Origin of the sequence: Streptacidiphilus sp. MAP12-20, from assembly GCF_041262525.1 — a bacterium.
GTDB lineage: Bacteria > Actinomycetota > Actinomycetes > Streptomycetales > Streptomycetaceae > Streptacidiphilus.
In genome coordinates, this window is sequence record NZ_JBGCCK010000008.1 from 76,089 (window position 1) to 90,516 (window position 14,428).

The 14,428-nt window shown below is 69.7% G+C and carries 15 protein-coding genes; 4 read left to right on the forward strand and 11 right to left on the reverse strand.

Translation table 11 applies throughout. The features are described from left to right. The first annotated feature begins 51 nt into the window (after positions 1–51). Positions 52–717 carry a winged helix-turn-helix transcriptional regulator gene (locus tag ABIA32_RS12795; protein WP_370094208.1) on the forward strand — a complete coding sequence of 222 codons (666 nt, stop codon included), beginning with the start codon at positions 52–54 and terminating at the stop codon, positions 715–717. A 223-nt stretch (positions 718–940) separates the two neighbouring features. Here the strand turns inward: ABIA32_RS12795 and ABIA32_RS12800 are convergent, their stop codons facing one another. The 4 genes from ABIA32_RS12800 to glnA form a co-directional block, all read right to left on the reverse strand. After that, complete coding sequence (locus ABIA32_RS12800) at positions 941–1,303, reverse strand: hypothetical protein (protein ID WP_370094209.1); 363 nt, start codon at positions 1,301–1,303, stop codon at positions 941–943. After that, positions 1,300–1,635, reverse strand: a complete 336-nt coding sequence (locus ABIA32_RS12805; RefSeq protein WP_370094210.1) for a hypothetical protein — start codon at positions 1,633–1,635, stop codon at positions 1,300–1,302. Before ABIA32_RS12805 ends, ABIA32_RS12800 begins: the two co-directional genes overlap by 4 nt. A gap of 79 nt (positions 1,636–1,714) precedes the next feature. Continuing rightward, positions 1,715–1,927 carry a hypothetical protein gene (locus ABIA32_RS12810; protein ID WP_370094211.1) on the reverse strand — a complete coding sequence of 71 codons (213 nt, stop codon included), beginning with the start codon at positions 1,925–1,927 and terminating at the stop codon, positions 1,715–1,717. Positions 1,928–2,929: 1,002 nt separating this feature from the next. Next, positions 2,930–4,345, reverse strand: coding sequence for a type I glutamate--ammonia ligase (gene glnA / locus ABIA32_RS12815; RefSeq protein ID WP_370094212.1), 1,416 nt, complete (start codon positions 4,343–4,345; stop codon positions 2,930–2,932). A 365-nt stretch (positions 4,346–4,710) separates the two neighbouring features. On the opposite strand from glnA, the gene ABIA32_RS12820 reads away from it, so the two are divergent. Then, complete coding sequence (locus ABIA32_RS12820; RefSeq protein WP_370094657.1) at positions 4,711–5,118, forward strand: RDD family protein; 408 nt, start codon at positions 4,711–4,713, stop codon at positions 5,116–5,118. 149 nt (positions 5,119–5,267) lie between these two features. Here the strand turns inward: ABIA32_RS12820 and ABIA32_RS12825 are convergent, their stop codons facing one another. From ABIA32_RS12825 to lipB, 4 genes are all read right to left on the reverse strand, one after another. Next, positions 5,268–5,960, reverse strand: coding sequence for a DUF4191 domain-containing protein (locus tag ABIA32_RS12825; RefSeq protein ID WP_370094213.1), 693 nt, complete (start codon positions 5,958–5,960; stop codon positions 5,268–5,270). Positions 5,961–6,105: 145 nt separating this feature from the next. Then, complete coding sequence (locus ABIA32_RS12830; protein WP_370094214.1) at positions 6,106–6,276, reverse strand: hypothetical protein; 171 nt, start codon at positions 6,274–6,276, stop codon at positions 6,106–6,108. 135 nt (positions 6,277–6,411) lie between these two features. Further along, on the reverse strand, positions 6,412–7,365 hold the full coding sequence (gene lipA / locus ABIA32_RS12835) for a lipoyl synthase (RefSeq protein WP_370094215.1): 954 nt from the start codon (positions 7,363–7,365) through the stop codon (positions 6,412–6,414). A 94-nt stretch (positions 7,366–7,459) separates the two neighbouring features. Further along, positions 7,460–8,290, reverse strand: a complete 831-nt coding sequence (gene lipB, locus ABIA32_RS12840) for a lipoyl(octanoyl) transferase LipB (RefSeq protein WP_370094216.1) — start codon at positions 8,288–8,290, stop codon at positions 7,460–7,462. Between the two features lie 191 nt (positions 8,291–8,481). Here lipB and ABIA32_RS12845 point away from each other — a divergent pair, with 191 nt between their 5' ends. After that, complete coding sequence (locus ABIA32_RS12845; RefSeq protein WP_370094217.1) at positions 8,482–9,489, forward strand: aldo/keto reductase; 1,008 nt, start codon at positions 8,482–8,484, stop codon at positions 9,487–9,489. After that, on the forward strand, positions 9,490–10,080 hold the full coding sequence (locus tag ABIA32_RS12850; RefSeq protein ID WP_370094218.1) for a TetR family transcriptional regulator: 591 nt from the start codon (positions 9,490–9,492) through the stop codon (positions 10,078–10,080). A gap of 65 nt (positions 10,081–10,145) precedes the next feature. On the opposite strand, the gene ABIA32_RS12855 is transcribed toward ABIA32_RS12850, so the two are convergent. The 3 genes from ABIA32_RS12855 to ABIA32_RS12865 all read right to left on the reverse strand — a co-directional run bounded on the left by ABIA32_RS12855 (position 10,146) and on the right by ABIA32_RS12865 (position 14,420). Then, positions 10,146–12,107, reverse strand: a complete 1,962-nt coding sequence (locus ABIA32_RS12855; protein ID WP_370094219.1) for a helix-turn-helix domain-containing protein — start codon at positions 12,105–12,107, stop codon at positions 10,146–10,148. A 101-nt stretch (positions 12,108–12,208) separates the two neighbouring features. Next, positions 12,209–13,576, reverse strand: coding sequence for an MFS transporter (locus ABIA32_RS12860; protein ID WP_370094220.1), 1,368 nt, complete (start codon positions 13,574–13,576; stop codon positions 12,209–12,211). Positions 13,577–13,658: 82 nt separating this feature from the next. Next, entirely contained in the window at positions 13,659–14,420 is a 762-nt protein-coding gene (locus tag ABIA32_RS12865; protein WP_370094221.1) for a 3-hydroxybutyrate dehydrogenase, read from the reverse strand. Positions 14,421–14,428: the final 8 nt, after the last annotated feature.

Genomic DNA, 14,428 nt, shown 5'->3' on the forward strand with positions numbered 1-14,428 from the left:
TTTAGGAGTGAGTGCATCGGAAAGGCAACCGCTCTGACTACAATCGGCACCATGGCAGGCAGGCGGAACTACGACGACCCGTGCGGTGTGGCGCGGGCACTCGACCTCGTCGGTGAACGGTGGGCGCTGCTGGTGGTGCGGGAGCTGCTGCTCGGCCCGAAACGCTTCTCGGACCTGAGTCGCGGGCTGCCCGGCATGAGTCAGAACGTCCTGTCGCAGCGTCTGCGCGAACTGGAGCAGGCGGGGATCGTCCGCCGGGTCCGGCTGGGGCCGCCGGCCAGCACCGGCGGCTACGAGCTGACCGAGTTGGGCGCGGGGCTCGACCAGGTGCTGCTCGCTCTGGCCCGCTGGGGCAGCGGACTGCCGCTCGAGTCCGCCGCCGACCTCAGCGTCGACGCCCTCGCCCTCGCCCTGCGGACGACCTTCGACCCGGACGCGGCAGATGGGCTCCGCGCGGTCCTCGCCCTGCGGATCGGCGACGACCTGCTCCGCGCCGAGATCGACGGCGGCAGCCGGTTCCAGATCTCACGCGGTAGCGCCCCGGACGCCGACGCGACGCTGACCGCCGGAGCAACCACCTTGCGCTCCCTCGTCTTCGGCGGCCTCCCGCTCACCGCCGCCCTGGCGAGCGGGGATGCGCGGGTCACCGGGGACCTCGACGTGTCAGCGCGCTTCCTTCGCTGCTTTCCCCGGCCCGCGATCGCCGCCCACGGCTGACCCACGGGAGGTGGGGTGGTCGGGAGGCGCGGTGGCCGAGGGATGCGGCGGCAGGTTGGAGCGGGAGGTGCCAATTCAGTCGTCGCGCTCTGGCGGGGCCGCCCGCCGGCCATGATCCGCCCCGTTGCGGAGCTCGCTCCGCATGTGTCGCCAGCGGAAGCTTCGACAGCAGCAATCCAGGCCCCCACGTGACCGCGTCTGAGGCCTTCAGTCCTGGCGCAGGTCAGAGCCCTGCCCTAGAAGATCTCAGCCCTTCGAAGACCGCCACTGGGTCCCGCTGGGCTAGGTAGACGAAGTGCCAGCGGACGACTCCGTCGTCGGTAGGAAGTGAAGCCAGCGTGGAGGCCACGGGGGTGAGGAGCCGGGGCTCCTTCCACTGCTGTGCGACCACCGCGATCGCGGCACCGGCACTGGTCAGGATCCAACTGGCCTTGCCCCCCGCGATCCGGGCGAGGTATCCGCCCTTGACGACGCTGTCGACCGCTTCGCGGACTGACATCTCGGCGGGCAGATCCCTTGCGTCCTCGTGCGGAGCGTCAACGTCGTCGCCCATCGCGACGCTGTCCCTGGTCAGATGCACCCTCATGGCCGGACGAGCACCGCTTCGGTGCGGCCGGTCTCCTGCTGCCAGTAGCGCAGCATGACGCCGACGTGATCCTGGAACTCTTCCTTGGACTGGCTGCCCCAGGCCTGCTGCAGCCCCGGCAGCCGCAGCGGGGGCGCGTCCGCGAGGAGGATGCGCGCCTCCATCCAGGCGGTGCCGTACCGTCCGGTCCTGCGACGGACCTCGATCCGGTTGATGCGGTTCCAGGGTACGGTTCTACGACTTGTCAGGGACGCCAACACCATTCCCTCGGGTGTGAGTGTGGTGGTGCTCCAGCCGTGGTTGACGAGCGTCGCGAGAGCGAGGACAAGCATCACGCCGACGGTGGCAGCGACCACTCCGCCGTTCCCGCCCGCGTTGACCACGATCGTAGTGCTGCCTCGTTGCGGTTGATCAGGCGGTCTTGAGTGGGGTGCCGTTGTGGGTCCAGTCGTATGGCTTTGCGGTTTTCGTTTCCGCCGATGACGTAGGTCTCCAGGCCCTCTTGCCGTTCAGCGCGTTCGCGACAGTGGTCCGGGGCAGCCCGGTGCGCTTCTCCAATTCGCGCAGCGACACACCACTGACCGCCTTGACGTCCAGCAGCGCCGAGACGGCCAGGACCACCACGCCGATGATCAGGGGACACACCCAACGACGGCGGGCCCACCCAACGCTCCCGCGCCCACGGCCTCGCACCGTGCAGCCGCGGGCAGCCACAACAGCTCGCGATGGGAGGGTACGGGCAGCCGGGATGGCGGTGGTGGGCCCTCACAAGCGGTGGACGCGGTACTCCAGCTCTGGGTGGGCGAAGGCCAGACCGTTCTCGTCCATCGCGTTGTGAATGGTGACCCTGCCGTGATCGAGGACGATGCTGACCGCGACCATCCCAGATGCGGCGTCTGGGCCGGCCCATTCGAGGAGTTCGACGCCCGGCTACGCGCTGGTCGCGCAGTTCGGAGAGACGCGGCACCGCGTCCCGGCGCCATGCCAAATGGAACTCTGGCTCTGTTCCCGGCCAGTTGACGGGGGCGAGTGGGTTGATCTCGTTCCAGGTGATCGAGAGATCGTCGAACTTGTGGTGCTGGATCTCGACCTGTGTCCCGCCGAAGTCGAGCAGGACGGGGCAGTCAGCGAACCACTCATCGTCGTCCAGGTCCCAGACCAGCCAGGATGAAGTCAGCGTCAGGCCGACCAGCGAGCGCAATGCGCCGGCGTGCGCGGACGTGATGGCGCCGATGCCGCTCAGCCACCGCGGCCGGTGGCCGACGAGCCCGAAGTCGAACACGCGCACATCATGGCAGCTCCGCGATCCCCAGCCCTGTTAGGGCCTCTCGGTTCGCCCGAGCAGTCGCCGTCAGGACGGCCTTCCTGGTCCGGTGAACCCCGAACCCGCTTCCGCCCGTCTTGCCCAGAAGATGGGTAGCCCCCGCCACTCTGTGTGAGGAGTGACGGGGGCTACCCATTCGCTGACGACCCATCAGCACTCAGAGATCATCTTCCACACTGACTCCACATGAGACTGAAAACCAGCGGAGGCCAGTGCGCGATCTTGAGCGATATTCCTGCAGGTCAGAGGCGTCATTTCGAGCGAGGACCCGTGTCGGACAAGGGTCGATTCGCCCTACCTGCTCAGATGTCGAAGTACAGCTCGAACTCGTGCGGGTGCGGGCGCAGCGCGATGGGAGCGACCTCGTTGGCGCGCTTGTAGTCGACCCAGGTCTCGATGAGGTCCTGGGTGAAGACGCCGCCGGAGAGGAGGTACTCGTGGTCCTGCTCCAGGGCCTCGAGGACGGCCGGGAGGGTGGAGGGGACCTGCGGGACCGCGGCGTGCTCCTCGGGGGCGAGCTCGTAGAGGTCCTTGTCGACCGGCTCGAGGGGCTCGATCTTGTTCTTGATGCCGTCCAGGCCGGCCAGCAGCATCGCCGAGAAGGCGAGGTACGGGTTGGAGGACGGGTCCGGCGCGCGGAACTCGATGCGCTTGGCCTTGGCGTTGGCGCCCGTGATCGGGATGCGGATCGCCGCGGAGCGGTTGCGCTGCGAGTAGACCAGGTTGACCGGCGCTTCGAAGCCCGGGACCAGGCGGTGGTAGGAGTTCACCGTGGGGTTGGTGAAGGCCAGCAGCGACGGGGCGTGCTTGAGCAGACCGCCGATGTAGTAGCGGGCCGTGTCGGAGAGGCCCGCGTAACCCTGCTCGTCGTAGAAGAGCGGGGAGCCGTCGGTCCAGAGCGACTGGTGGCAGTGCATGCCCGAGCCGTTGTCGCCGAAGATCGGCTTCGGCATGAAGGTCGCCGTCTTGCCGTTCCGCCAGGCGACGTTCTTGATGATGTACTTGAACAGCATCAGGTCGTCGGCCGCGGCGAGCAGCGTGTTGAACTTGTAGTTGATCTCCGCCTGGCCGGCCGTGCCGACCTCGTGGTGCTGGCGCTCGACCTGCAGTCCGGCCGCGGCCAGCTCCAGGGACATCTCGGCGCGCAGGTCGGCGAAGTGGTCGACCGGCGGGGCCGGGAAGTAACCGCCCTTGAAGCGGACCTTGTAGCCGCGGTTGCCGCCCTCCTCGACCCGGCCGGTGTTCCAGGCGCCGGCCTCGGAGTCGATCTCGTAGAACGAGCGGTTGGCCTTGGTCTCGAAGCGCACGTCGTCGAAGACGTAGAACTCGGCCTCGGGGCCGAAGTACGCGGTGTCGGCGATGCCGGAGGAGGCGAGGTAGGCCTCGGCCTTCTTGGCCACGTTGCGCGGGTCGCGGCTGTACTGCTCGCCGGTGATCGGGTCGTGGATGAAGAAGTTGATGTTGAGGGTGGAGTCCTTGCGGAACGGGTCCAGGCGGGCCGTGCCGAGGTCAGCGACCAGGCCCATGTCGGACTCGTGGATCGCCTGGAAGCCGCGGATCGACGAACCGTCGAACATCAGCATCTCGGACGGATCAAAAGCCGAGGCGGGCACGGTGAAGTGCTGCATGACACCCGGCAGGTCACAGAACCTGACATCGACGAACTTGACGTCGTTGTCCGAGATGTAGCGCGACACCTCGTCGGCGTTGTTGAACATCCATCCTCCTCGGCCCCGGCAGTCGCCGGGATTGCGGGTGCGGATCGCCGGTCCCGTCCGGCGATACCGGTGCTGAAAACCATAGGAAGCGGCCGTTTCTCGGCCGTGACCCATATGTTTCACGGATGTTAACCGCAACTCGTCAACGGCCGCACAACCCGCATCGTTCCTGCTCGATCGGGGTGTCAGCGGCGGAGAGCGGGTTCACTCGTCGGTGAGTGGTCTAGACATCTTTGGAGGGACGGGAGGCGGCGTCGGGGGTGCTTTCCGGACGCGGTGGAGTACCGGGCTACTGTGGTGACGTGGATGAGAGCCGTAAAGCCATTGGAAGCTGGATCGAGGGTCCGCGAACGGGCGCCGAGCAGATGGGCGCCGAATTCGGGTACCGGGGCAAGCGCCTGGGGCTGCCGGAGGAAGGGCCCGGGTCGATCGCCGGCACAGGCCGACGGCTGGCGGCGATCTTCATCGACTGGATGCTCTGCTATCTGGTCGCCTACGCGCTGATCGTCAATCGCGACGTGAGCAAGGTCAACATCTGGATCATGGTGTTGTTCTTCCTGGTCAGCGTCCTGACGCTGAGCACGGCCGGGGCGACGCCGGGCAAGAAACTGCTCGGACTGCGAGTGATCAGCCTGAACGGTCGGCGCGCCGGGATCGGCCAGGTGGCGCTGCGGACCTTCCTGCTGGTGCTGGCCGTGCCCGCGCTGATCTGGGACCGTGACGGCCGCGGGCTGCACGACAAGGCCGTCGGGACGGTCGAGGTCCGGGTCTGAGGCATTGGCTCGGGTCTGCGGCATGCCTCGGGTCTGCTTGGTTCGAGTCTGAGGCACTCGGGTCTGAGGCACTCGGGTCAGGAACGTAGAGAGGCCCCGGTCGGTCCGTGTGGACCGGCCGGGGCCTGTTCGTGCGGGTCGGAGCCGGGTCAGCGCGTCTTGCCGGCGCCCTTGGGCATCCTCGCGCCCTTGGGGAGCGGGCCCTTCGGGACCGGGGCGTTGGCCATCAGGTCGCCCATCGCGCGCAGGCGGTCGTTGATCTGGGTGGCCTGGGCGCCGGAGATCGCGCGGGGGAGCTTGGCCATGTGCATCTGCAGCTTCTTGAGCGGGATCTGGCCCTCGTCGTTGCCCACGACGATGTCGATCACCGGGGCGTCGCCGACGACCTTGCTCATCTTCCGCTTCTCGGCCGCGATCATCGGGCGGAGTCGGTTGACGTTGCCCTCGCCCACGAGCACGACGCCCGGACGGCCGACCGCTCGGTGCACCGCGTCCTGGTTGCGGTTGGCCGCGACGACGAGCTGGATGTTCCAGCCGCGCTTGATGTTGTTGAGCACCGCGGCCGCGGCACCGGGCTGGCCTTCGAGCTGACCGAAGGCGGCCTTCTCTGCACGCCGGCCGAAGATCACCACGGCGGCCAGCAGGCCGAGCACGAAGCCCAGGATGCCCAAGTAGATCGGGTGGCCGATCCCGAAGCCGATGGCGAGAAGCACCGCGAAGATGCCGAGCCCGACGCCGCCGACGATGAGACCGATCTTCGGGTCGACCCGCTGGGTCATGGTGTACGCCTGACGGATCTGAGAGAGCCGTCCAGGGTTATCGGAGTTTTCCTGCCTCGCCATGTGGTTCATGGTACGGGGCGGGACCTGCCGTTGCCCAAGCCTGGTGTCGACCGAACGCCGCCTGTGTCCCAGTCGTGATGCGGCCAGTCACGATGTGTACCGGTCGCGATGTGTACCGGTGGCGATGTGTACCGGTGGCGATGCGCTACCGCACGGCGCGGAGCAGCACGCGCTCGGTCTCCTGGCGGTCCTGCGCGTGGCGGCGGTTCTCGCAGACCGCGTCCCAGGCGTTGCGCCGGGCTGTCTGCTGACCACTGCCGAGGAGCAGGGACTCCGCCATCCGCAGGGCCGTGGTGACGTTGTGTGCGAACTGCATGGTGACCGTCTCCCCTCGGGTTACCAGGCCATACTCGCCACTCCGTGTTACCGCTCCATGACCAGTCGGTCAAACCCCCGTGAAAGGTGTGCGACAGACGTCACAGAGCGGTACTCGGACGACATCGTGGCTGCGTCAGACCGCAGCGGCGCCGCGCCGCTCCAGGGCCTGCCGGTAGAGGCGGCCGGCGCGGTAGGAGGAGCGGACGAGGGGGCCGGACATGACGCCGGCGAAGCCGATCTCCTCGGCCTCCTCCTGGAGCTCGACGAACTCCTGCGGCTTGACCCAGCGCTCGACGGGGTGGTGTCGGGGGGAGGGGCGCAGGTACTGGGTGATGGTGATCAGCTCGCAGCCGGCCTCGTGCAGGTCGCGCAGGGCCTCGCTGACCTCCTCACGGGTCTCGCCCATACCCAGGATCAGGTTCGACTTGGTGACCAGGCCATCCGCGCGGGCCTCGGTGATGACCTTGAGGGAGCGCTCGTAGCGGAAGCCGGGACGGATCCGCTTGAAGATGCGCGGCACGGTCTCGATGTTGTGCGCCAGCACCTGGGGGCGGGAGGAGAAGACCTCGGCCAGCTGCTCGGGGACCGCGTTGAAGTCGGGAATCAGCAGCTCGACGCCGGTGCGCCCGGTGGCGCGGTCGGCGGTGACGGCGTGGATCTGGCGGACCGTCTCCGCGTAGAGCCAGGCGCCGCCGTCCTCCAGGTCGTCGCGGGCGACGCCGGTGATGGTGGCGTAGTTGAGGTCCATCGTGAGCACGGACTCGGCAACGCGACGGGGCTCGTCGCGGTCGAACTCGGCGGGCTTGCCGGTGTCGATCTGGCAGAAGTCGCAGCGCCGCGTGCACTGGTCGCCGCCGATGAGGAAGGTGGCCTCGCGGTCCTCCCAGCATTCGAAGATGTTCGGGCAGCCGGCCTCCTGGCAGACCGTGTGCAGACCTTCGCGCTTCACCAGGGACTGCAGCTCGGTGTACTCGGGGCCCATCTTCGCCCGGGTCTTGATCCACTCGGGCTTGCGCTCGATGGGGGTCTCGCTGTTGCGGACCTCCAGACGCAGCAGCTTCCTGCCGTCGGGTGCGACAGCGGACACGTGCGGCTCCCTATCTTCGAAATTCAGTGCGGACACTAGGGTACGCCTGCGGTTGGGTGGTTGTTCCGGGGCTCAGGCCGCCAGGGTCATGGGATCAGACTGCGGAGGCCATGGGTCCGGGTTGCGGGGCCGCGGACTGGGGGGCCTCGGGCGGCGCTTGGGCGAAGATCTCGGCGAAGTGGCGCTGGACGACAGGGAGCGCCTCGGCGACGGTGACGTCACGCCCCAGCTCGCTGCTGAGCGAGGCGACACCCGCATCGCGGATGCCGCAGGGGATGATGCGGTCGAACCAGGTCATGTCCGGGTTGCAGTTGAGCGCGAAGCCGTGCATCGTCACGCCGCGGGCGACGCGAACGCCGATCGCGGCGAGCTTGCGATCGTCTCCGCGCTGGCCGGCGTTGGAGGGGGCGTACTCGGGGCCGGCCAGGCGTGGGTCGAGGCCGAGCTTCGCGCCCATGCGGAGGGTGAGCGCGCCGATGTTCACCACCTGGGACTCGTCGACCCGCGCGTCCGGTATCTCCTCGCCGAGCACCCAGACCCCGCTGCGTCCCTCGATCCGGCTGGTCCGGACGCCGAACTCGGCGCAGGCGAGGATCAGCGCCTCTTCCAGACGGCGGACGTAGGCGACGACGTCCATGGGCTCGTCGAGCTTGATGATCGGGTAGCCGATCAGCTGGCCGGGGCCGTGCCAGGTGATCTCGCCCCCGCGCGTGACCTCGACGACCAGGGTGCCGTCGAGCGGGCGGTCCTCCGGGCGGGTGCGCCGTCCGGCGGTGTAGACCGGCGGATGCTCCAGCAGTAGCACGGTGTCCGGGATCTCGTCGGCCACGCGCAGGGCGTGCAGCCGCAACTGCTCGTCCAGGGCCTCCTGGTACGGGACGCGTTCGCCGCCGCCGAGGGGGACGAAGCGCAGGTCGCTGCTCACGGGGTTCCTCGCCTTCGCTGTGCTGCTGCACGTCTCTGTGCTGCTGCACGTCGCCGTACTGCTGCACGTCTCTGTACTGCTCCACGCAACCTTACGGCCCGGCCTTTCTGTTCCTTCCGCTCTCACGTGCCCATCCGCTCGAACGAGTGACAGATATTGAAATCTGTCAGCCCATCTTGCATACTCGAATCATGGCACTCAAGGAACGCACTCTTGGCACTGACGGTCCCGTCGTCTCCCTGCTCGGTCTGGGCGCGATGGGGATGTCCGATCTCTACGGTCCGGCCGACGAGGCCGAGTCCACGGCAACGATCCACGCCGCCCTCGACGCCGGCCTCACGCTCATCGACACGGGCGACTTCTACGGCATGGGCCACAACGAACTCCTGATCCGCGACGCGCTGCGCAGCAGCGGCCGCGCCCGGGGCGAGGTCGCGATCAGCGTGAAGTTCGGCGCCCAGCGCGACTACGACGGCAACTGGATCGGCTACGACGCCAGGCCCGCGGCCGTGAAGACGGCGCTGGCCTACACCCTGCGCCGGCTCGGCACGGACTACGTCGACGTCTACCGCCCGGCCCGGCTCGACCCGAGTGTGCCGATCGAGGAGACGGTCGGCGCGATCGCGGAGATGGTCCAGGCGGGCCATGTCCGGCACATAGGTCTCTCCGAGGTGGGCGCAGAGACGCTGCGCCGGGCCCACGCGGTGCACCCGATCTCCGATCTGCAGATCGAGTACTCGCTGGTCTCGCGCGGCATCGAGGCTGAGATCCTGCCGACCGTTCGCGAGCTTGGCATCGGCGTCACCGCTTACGGCGTGCTCTCGCGGGGCCTGATCAGCGGCCACTGGCAGGCCGACCGGCAGCTTGCCGCAGGCGACTTCCGAGGGATGAGCCCGCGCTTCCAGGGCGACAACCTGGACGCCAATCTCAAGCTGGTCGAGGCGCTGCGCGGGGTCGCCGAGGCCAAGGGCGCCTCGGTGGCGCAGGTGGCGATCGCCTGGGTGCTGGCCCAGGGCGAGGACATCGTCCCGCTGGTCGGCGCCCGTCGTCGGGAGCGGCTGAACGAGGCGCTGGGCGCTGCCGAGCTGGTACTGGAGCCGGCGGACCTGGCGGCCATCGAGGCAGCCGTACCGCGCGGCGCCGCCTCGGGCGACCGGTATGTTGCTGCGCAGATGGCTCATCTGGACAGCGAGAGGTAAATGGCGGAGGCAGCGCTCACCCCTGAGGACATCCTGCAGACAGCAGAAAATGTCCTGCGCCGGTACGGTCCGGCGAAGGCCACGGTGGTGGACGTCGCCCGTGCGCTCGGCGTCAGCCACGGCACGGTCTACCGTCACTTCCCCAGTAAGGCCGTGCTGCGTGGCGCGGTCACCCGCCGCTGGCTCGACCGCGCCCACGCCAAGCTGCCGGGTATCGCCGCCGGGCCGGAGGAGCCGCGGGAGCGGCTCAGGCTCTGGCTGGCGGCACTGTTCCGAGCCAAGCAGGAGAAGGCGCTCGCGGATCCCGAGCTGTTCGAGACCTATCAGGTGCTGGTGGGGGAGAACAGTGAGCTGATCGCGGAGCACCTGACCGATCTGGAGAGCCAGATCGCCGGGATCATCCAGGCAGGCCAGGAGGAGGGTTCCTTCGCCGCAGGAGATCCGGACCTGCTCGGGCACGTGGTCTTCCAGGCCACGGCGCACTATCACGACCCTGGCTACGCCGGGGAGTGGTCCCGGCCTGGTGTGGACGGGGAGTTCGAGGCCGTGGTCGCCCTGGTGCTCAAGGGATTGGCGCAGGGCGAGGCGTAGGACGAGCGGTTGGGCAGCGGGCCGGGCAGCGGGCTCGGCGAGGCGCGGCAGGGGAGGCTCAGGGTTCACTCCGTCAGCAGATGCAGGCGGAGCGCGAGCTGGAGTTCCAGGGCTCGCTCGGGGGAGCTCCAGTCCCGGCCGAGCAGCGCCTCCACCCGGTCGAGGCGCTGGACGACGGTGTTCACGTGCACGTGCAGCGCGTCTTTCGCCCGGGTGAGGCTGCCGCCGCAGGCGAAGTACGCGTCGAGGGTGCGGACCAGCTCGGTTCCACGCCGGGCGTCGTACTCCAGCAGGGGGCCGAGCGTCTCGCGGACGAAGCGGCTCACGTCATGGCCCTCGCCGAGCAGCACGCCGAGGAAGCCCAGGTCCGCAGCGCAGGCGCCGTCCCCCTCACGGCCCAGAGCCCGCAAGGCCCGAAGCGTGCGCAGGGCCTCGGCGTGGGCGGCGGCGAGCCGCGCCACACCCCCGGCCGGGCCGGCCGCGCCGACGGTGACGGGCAGCGCAGTGAGCTGGGAAAGCTGCGCTGCGGCTGTCGCGGCGGCCGTCGAGACGGGTTCCGCGCCTGCGGGGAGGAGCAGGACGACGGTGTCGCCGTGCTCTGCGCTGATCCCGCCGCGGCCGAAGAGCAACCGCGTGGCGGCGCCGGCCAGCTTGCTCCGGGATGCGGCGGCGTTCGACGGGGTGGAGGCCTGAGCGGCGAGGAGCAGATGCGGGCGGCGCAGGTCGACGCCGAGCCGCAGGCCGCGCTGGACCAGACCGGCCGGGTCCCGGTCGGGGCTGCCCAGCAGGTCGGTCAGCAGTTCGCCGCGAACCCGGTTCTCGGCCTCGGCGACGGAGCGGCGCAGCAGCAGGAGCAGCGCGGTGACGACGCTGCCGCGCTCGAAGAGCCGCCGGTCGGCGTCCTCCAGCAGCGGACGCCCGCTCAGGACGAGGCTTCCCAGCAATTCCTGGCCCGCCAGCACCGCACAGACCCATCGCCCGCCGGCCTCGACTGCTCGGCCGCTCGCACGGGATTCGGCGACCAGCGCCTCGATGGCGGCGGTCGGCATGTCGGCAGTCAGCGCCGCGCCGGCGAGGGGCTGGCCGTCGGGGTCGAGGACGGTGATCTCCCCGGCGAGCAGCGCCGAGACCGCCTCCGCGACAGCCGTGATCTCGCCACCGCGCAGGACCAGGTCGGTGAGGCGGTCGTGGGCCTCCTCGGCGCGCTGGATCGCGGCCGAGTGCTCGCGGATCACGGCGTTGGCCTCGGCCAGGTCGGCGAGCGCGGCGCGGGTGTCGTCCAGGGCGCGGGCGGTGTCGATGGCGATCGCCGCGTGCGCGGCCAGCGTGCAGAGCAGAGCGACCTCGTCCGGGGAGAAGGGACGGGGGCTGCGATCGGCGGCGAAGAGGACGCCGATGACCTGCTTCTCCAGCAGTAGTGGCACGCCGAGGATGCCCACGAGGCCCTCGTCCAGGACGCCCGCGTCGATGTTCCGGGTGTGGTGGAAGCGGCTGTCGGTGCGGTAGTCGGGCGTGGCGTAGGGGCGCGCGGTCTGTGCGACCAGGCCGCCGAGGCCTTCGCCGAGCTCCAGCCGGAGCGTCTGGAAGAGCGGTGAGACGGATCCGTCGGTGACCCGCATGTAGGTATCGCCAGCCGCCTCGTCCGGCAGGGTGAGGTAGGCGAGGTCGGTGCCGAGCAGCATCCGGGCCCGTCGGACGATCGCCTGCAGGACCGCGTCGAGGTCGCGGGAGGCGGCCAGGTCGGTCGCCGTGTCGAAGAGCGCGGTCAACTGGGCCTCGCGGCGGCGGTGCTGGGCGAGGGTGCGGTGGACTCGCAGCGCCAGGCCGGCGGCGGCCGGCGTACCGGCGCCCGCTTCGCCGAGCTCCTCGGCGGACGCGCCGTCGGCGAGCAGGCGCAGCAGCCGCTCCGCGGCGTCAGCGGACGGGCCGGACGGGCCGGACGGGCCGGACAGGGCGGCTTCGGGGGCGGAGCCGGGGTCGATGGCGGGGGCGGTGTTGGGGGTGTTGTCTTCGGGCGATGCGTGCATGGTGCGGGCCATCGTGGCAGGAGGAGTGGGCGGTGTCACGGGGGGTCTGTCACGGGGGCGCCCATCGCGTGGCCGCGGGCGCCCCCGTGGGTCGGGGATGGTCAGACCGAGGCCGACTCGGTGAGGGCCGTGGTCTCGGCGCCGGGCTCGGGCCGGTCCAGGGCGCTGCCGCGCGTCTCGCGGGCGCAGAGCAGGGCCACGACCGTGACCACCGCCGCGAGGCTGACGTAGACGGAGATCGGGGTCGAGTTCCCATAGGACTGCAGCAGCGCGACGGCGATCAGCGGGGCGGGTGCGCCCGCGGCCACCGACGCGAACTGGGCGCCGATGGATGCACCGGAGAAGCGCATTCGAGTCTCGAAGAGCTCGGAGAAGAAGGCCGCCTGGGGCGCGTACATCGCGCTGTGGAAGACCAGACCGATCGTCACCGCCAGCACCAGCGCCGGGAACGACTTGGTGTCCAGCAGGGCGAAGAAGGCCCAGGCCCACGCACCGGTGCCGACCGCTCCGAACAGGTAGACGGGCTTGCGGCCGATCCGGTCCGAGAGCGCACCGAACAGCGGTATCAGGCAGAACTGCACGGCCGAGCCGATCAGTACGGCGTTGAGTGCGGTCTGCTTCTGCAGCTTGAGGTGTTCGACGCAGTAGGCCAGGACGAAGGTGACGATCACGTAGTAGGAGATGTTCTCCGCCATCCGCGCGCCCATGGCGACCAGAATGTCCCGCCAGTGCTGCCTCAGTACCGCGATCAGTGGCGGCTGCTCGTGGCCGCCGGTGGCTTTGCGGGCCTCGGCGCGCTGCTGTGCCTCCTTGAAGAGCGGCGACTCGTCCACGCCGAGCCGGATCCAGAGACCGACGCCGACCAGCAGTGCGGAGAGCAGGAAGGGGATCCGCCAGCCCCAGGCGACGAAGGCCGCGTCCGTCTGCACCGTGGTCATCAGCGAGAGCACGCCGACCGCGAGCAGGTTGCCCAGCGGTGCGCCGCCCTGTGGCCAGGAGGCCCAGAAGCCACGGCGCTTGGCGTCTCCGTGCTCGGAGACGAGCAGCACCGCGCCACCCCATTCGCCGCCGAGGGCGAAGCCCTGCACGAGCCGGAGCACCGTGAGCAGGATCGGCGCGGCGGCGCCGAGGGTGGCGTAGCCGGGGACGCAGCCGATCAGGGCGGTCGCGGTGCCCATCATGAGCAGGCTGATCACCAGCAGCTTCTTCCGGCCGAGCCGGTCGCCGAAGTGGCCGAAGACCAGTGCGCCGATGGGCCGGGCCGCGAAGCCGATCGCGTAGGTGAGGAACGAGAGCAGGGTGCCGGTGAGCGGGTCGGCCTTCGGGAAGAAGACCTTGCCGAAGACGAGGGCGGCGGCGGATCCGTAGAGGAAGTAGTCGTACCACTCGATGGTCGTGCCGATGAGGCTGGCGCCGACGACCTTGGTGAGGCCTCTGGGGATCCGGGCGGGTGCGGTTTCGGTTGCCACGACAGTGGGGCCTTCCGTGAGGGGCTGGTGGGGTGGGCAGTTGAAGCAGGGGTGGGGGAGGTGGAGCAGCCGGGGCGGTGGGCTAGTGGGCGGTCCAGCCGCCGTCCATGGGGAGGGAGGCGCCGGTGACGCTGGCGGCACCCGGTGAGCAGAGCCACAGGACGGCGGCGGCGACCTCGGCCGGTTCGATGAGGCGCTTGATGGCTGTGCGGTCGAGCATGATCCGGTCGATCACGTCCGCCTCGGAGATGCCGTGGGCCAGGGCCTGGTCGGCGATCTGGTCCTCGACCAGCGGGGTACGGACGTAGCCGGGGTTGACGCAGTTGCTGGTCACGCCGTGGGCCGCGCCCTCCAGGGCGACGACCTTGCTCAGGCCTTCCAGACCGTGCTTGGCGGTGACATAGGCCGACTTGAACGGGCTGGCCCGAAGCCCGTGCACGGACGAGATGTTGACGATGCGTCCCCATTCACTGGCGTACATGTGGGGAAGCGTGCGGCGAATGATCCGGAAGGGTGCCTCGACCATCACCCGCTGGATCAGCGTGAAGCGCTCCGGTGGAAATTCGTGGACCGGGGCGACGTGCTGCAAGCCCGCGTTGTTGACGACGATGTCCGCGTCGTCCGGGAGTGCGTCCACGGCTTCGGGGTCGGACAGGTCGACGACGAGCGCGGTGCCGCCGATCTCCTCCGCCACGGCCTTGGCCGCGTCGGCCGCCCGGTCCACGACGTACACGCCGGCGCCGGACCGGGCCAGAGCGTGCGCGCAGGCTCGGCCGATGCCGCTGGCCGCGCCGGTGACCAGGGCCTTCCGCCCGGCCAGAAAGGTGCTGTGGGTGCTCTCCATGGCCGGAG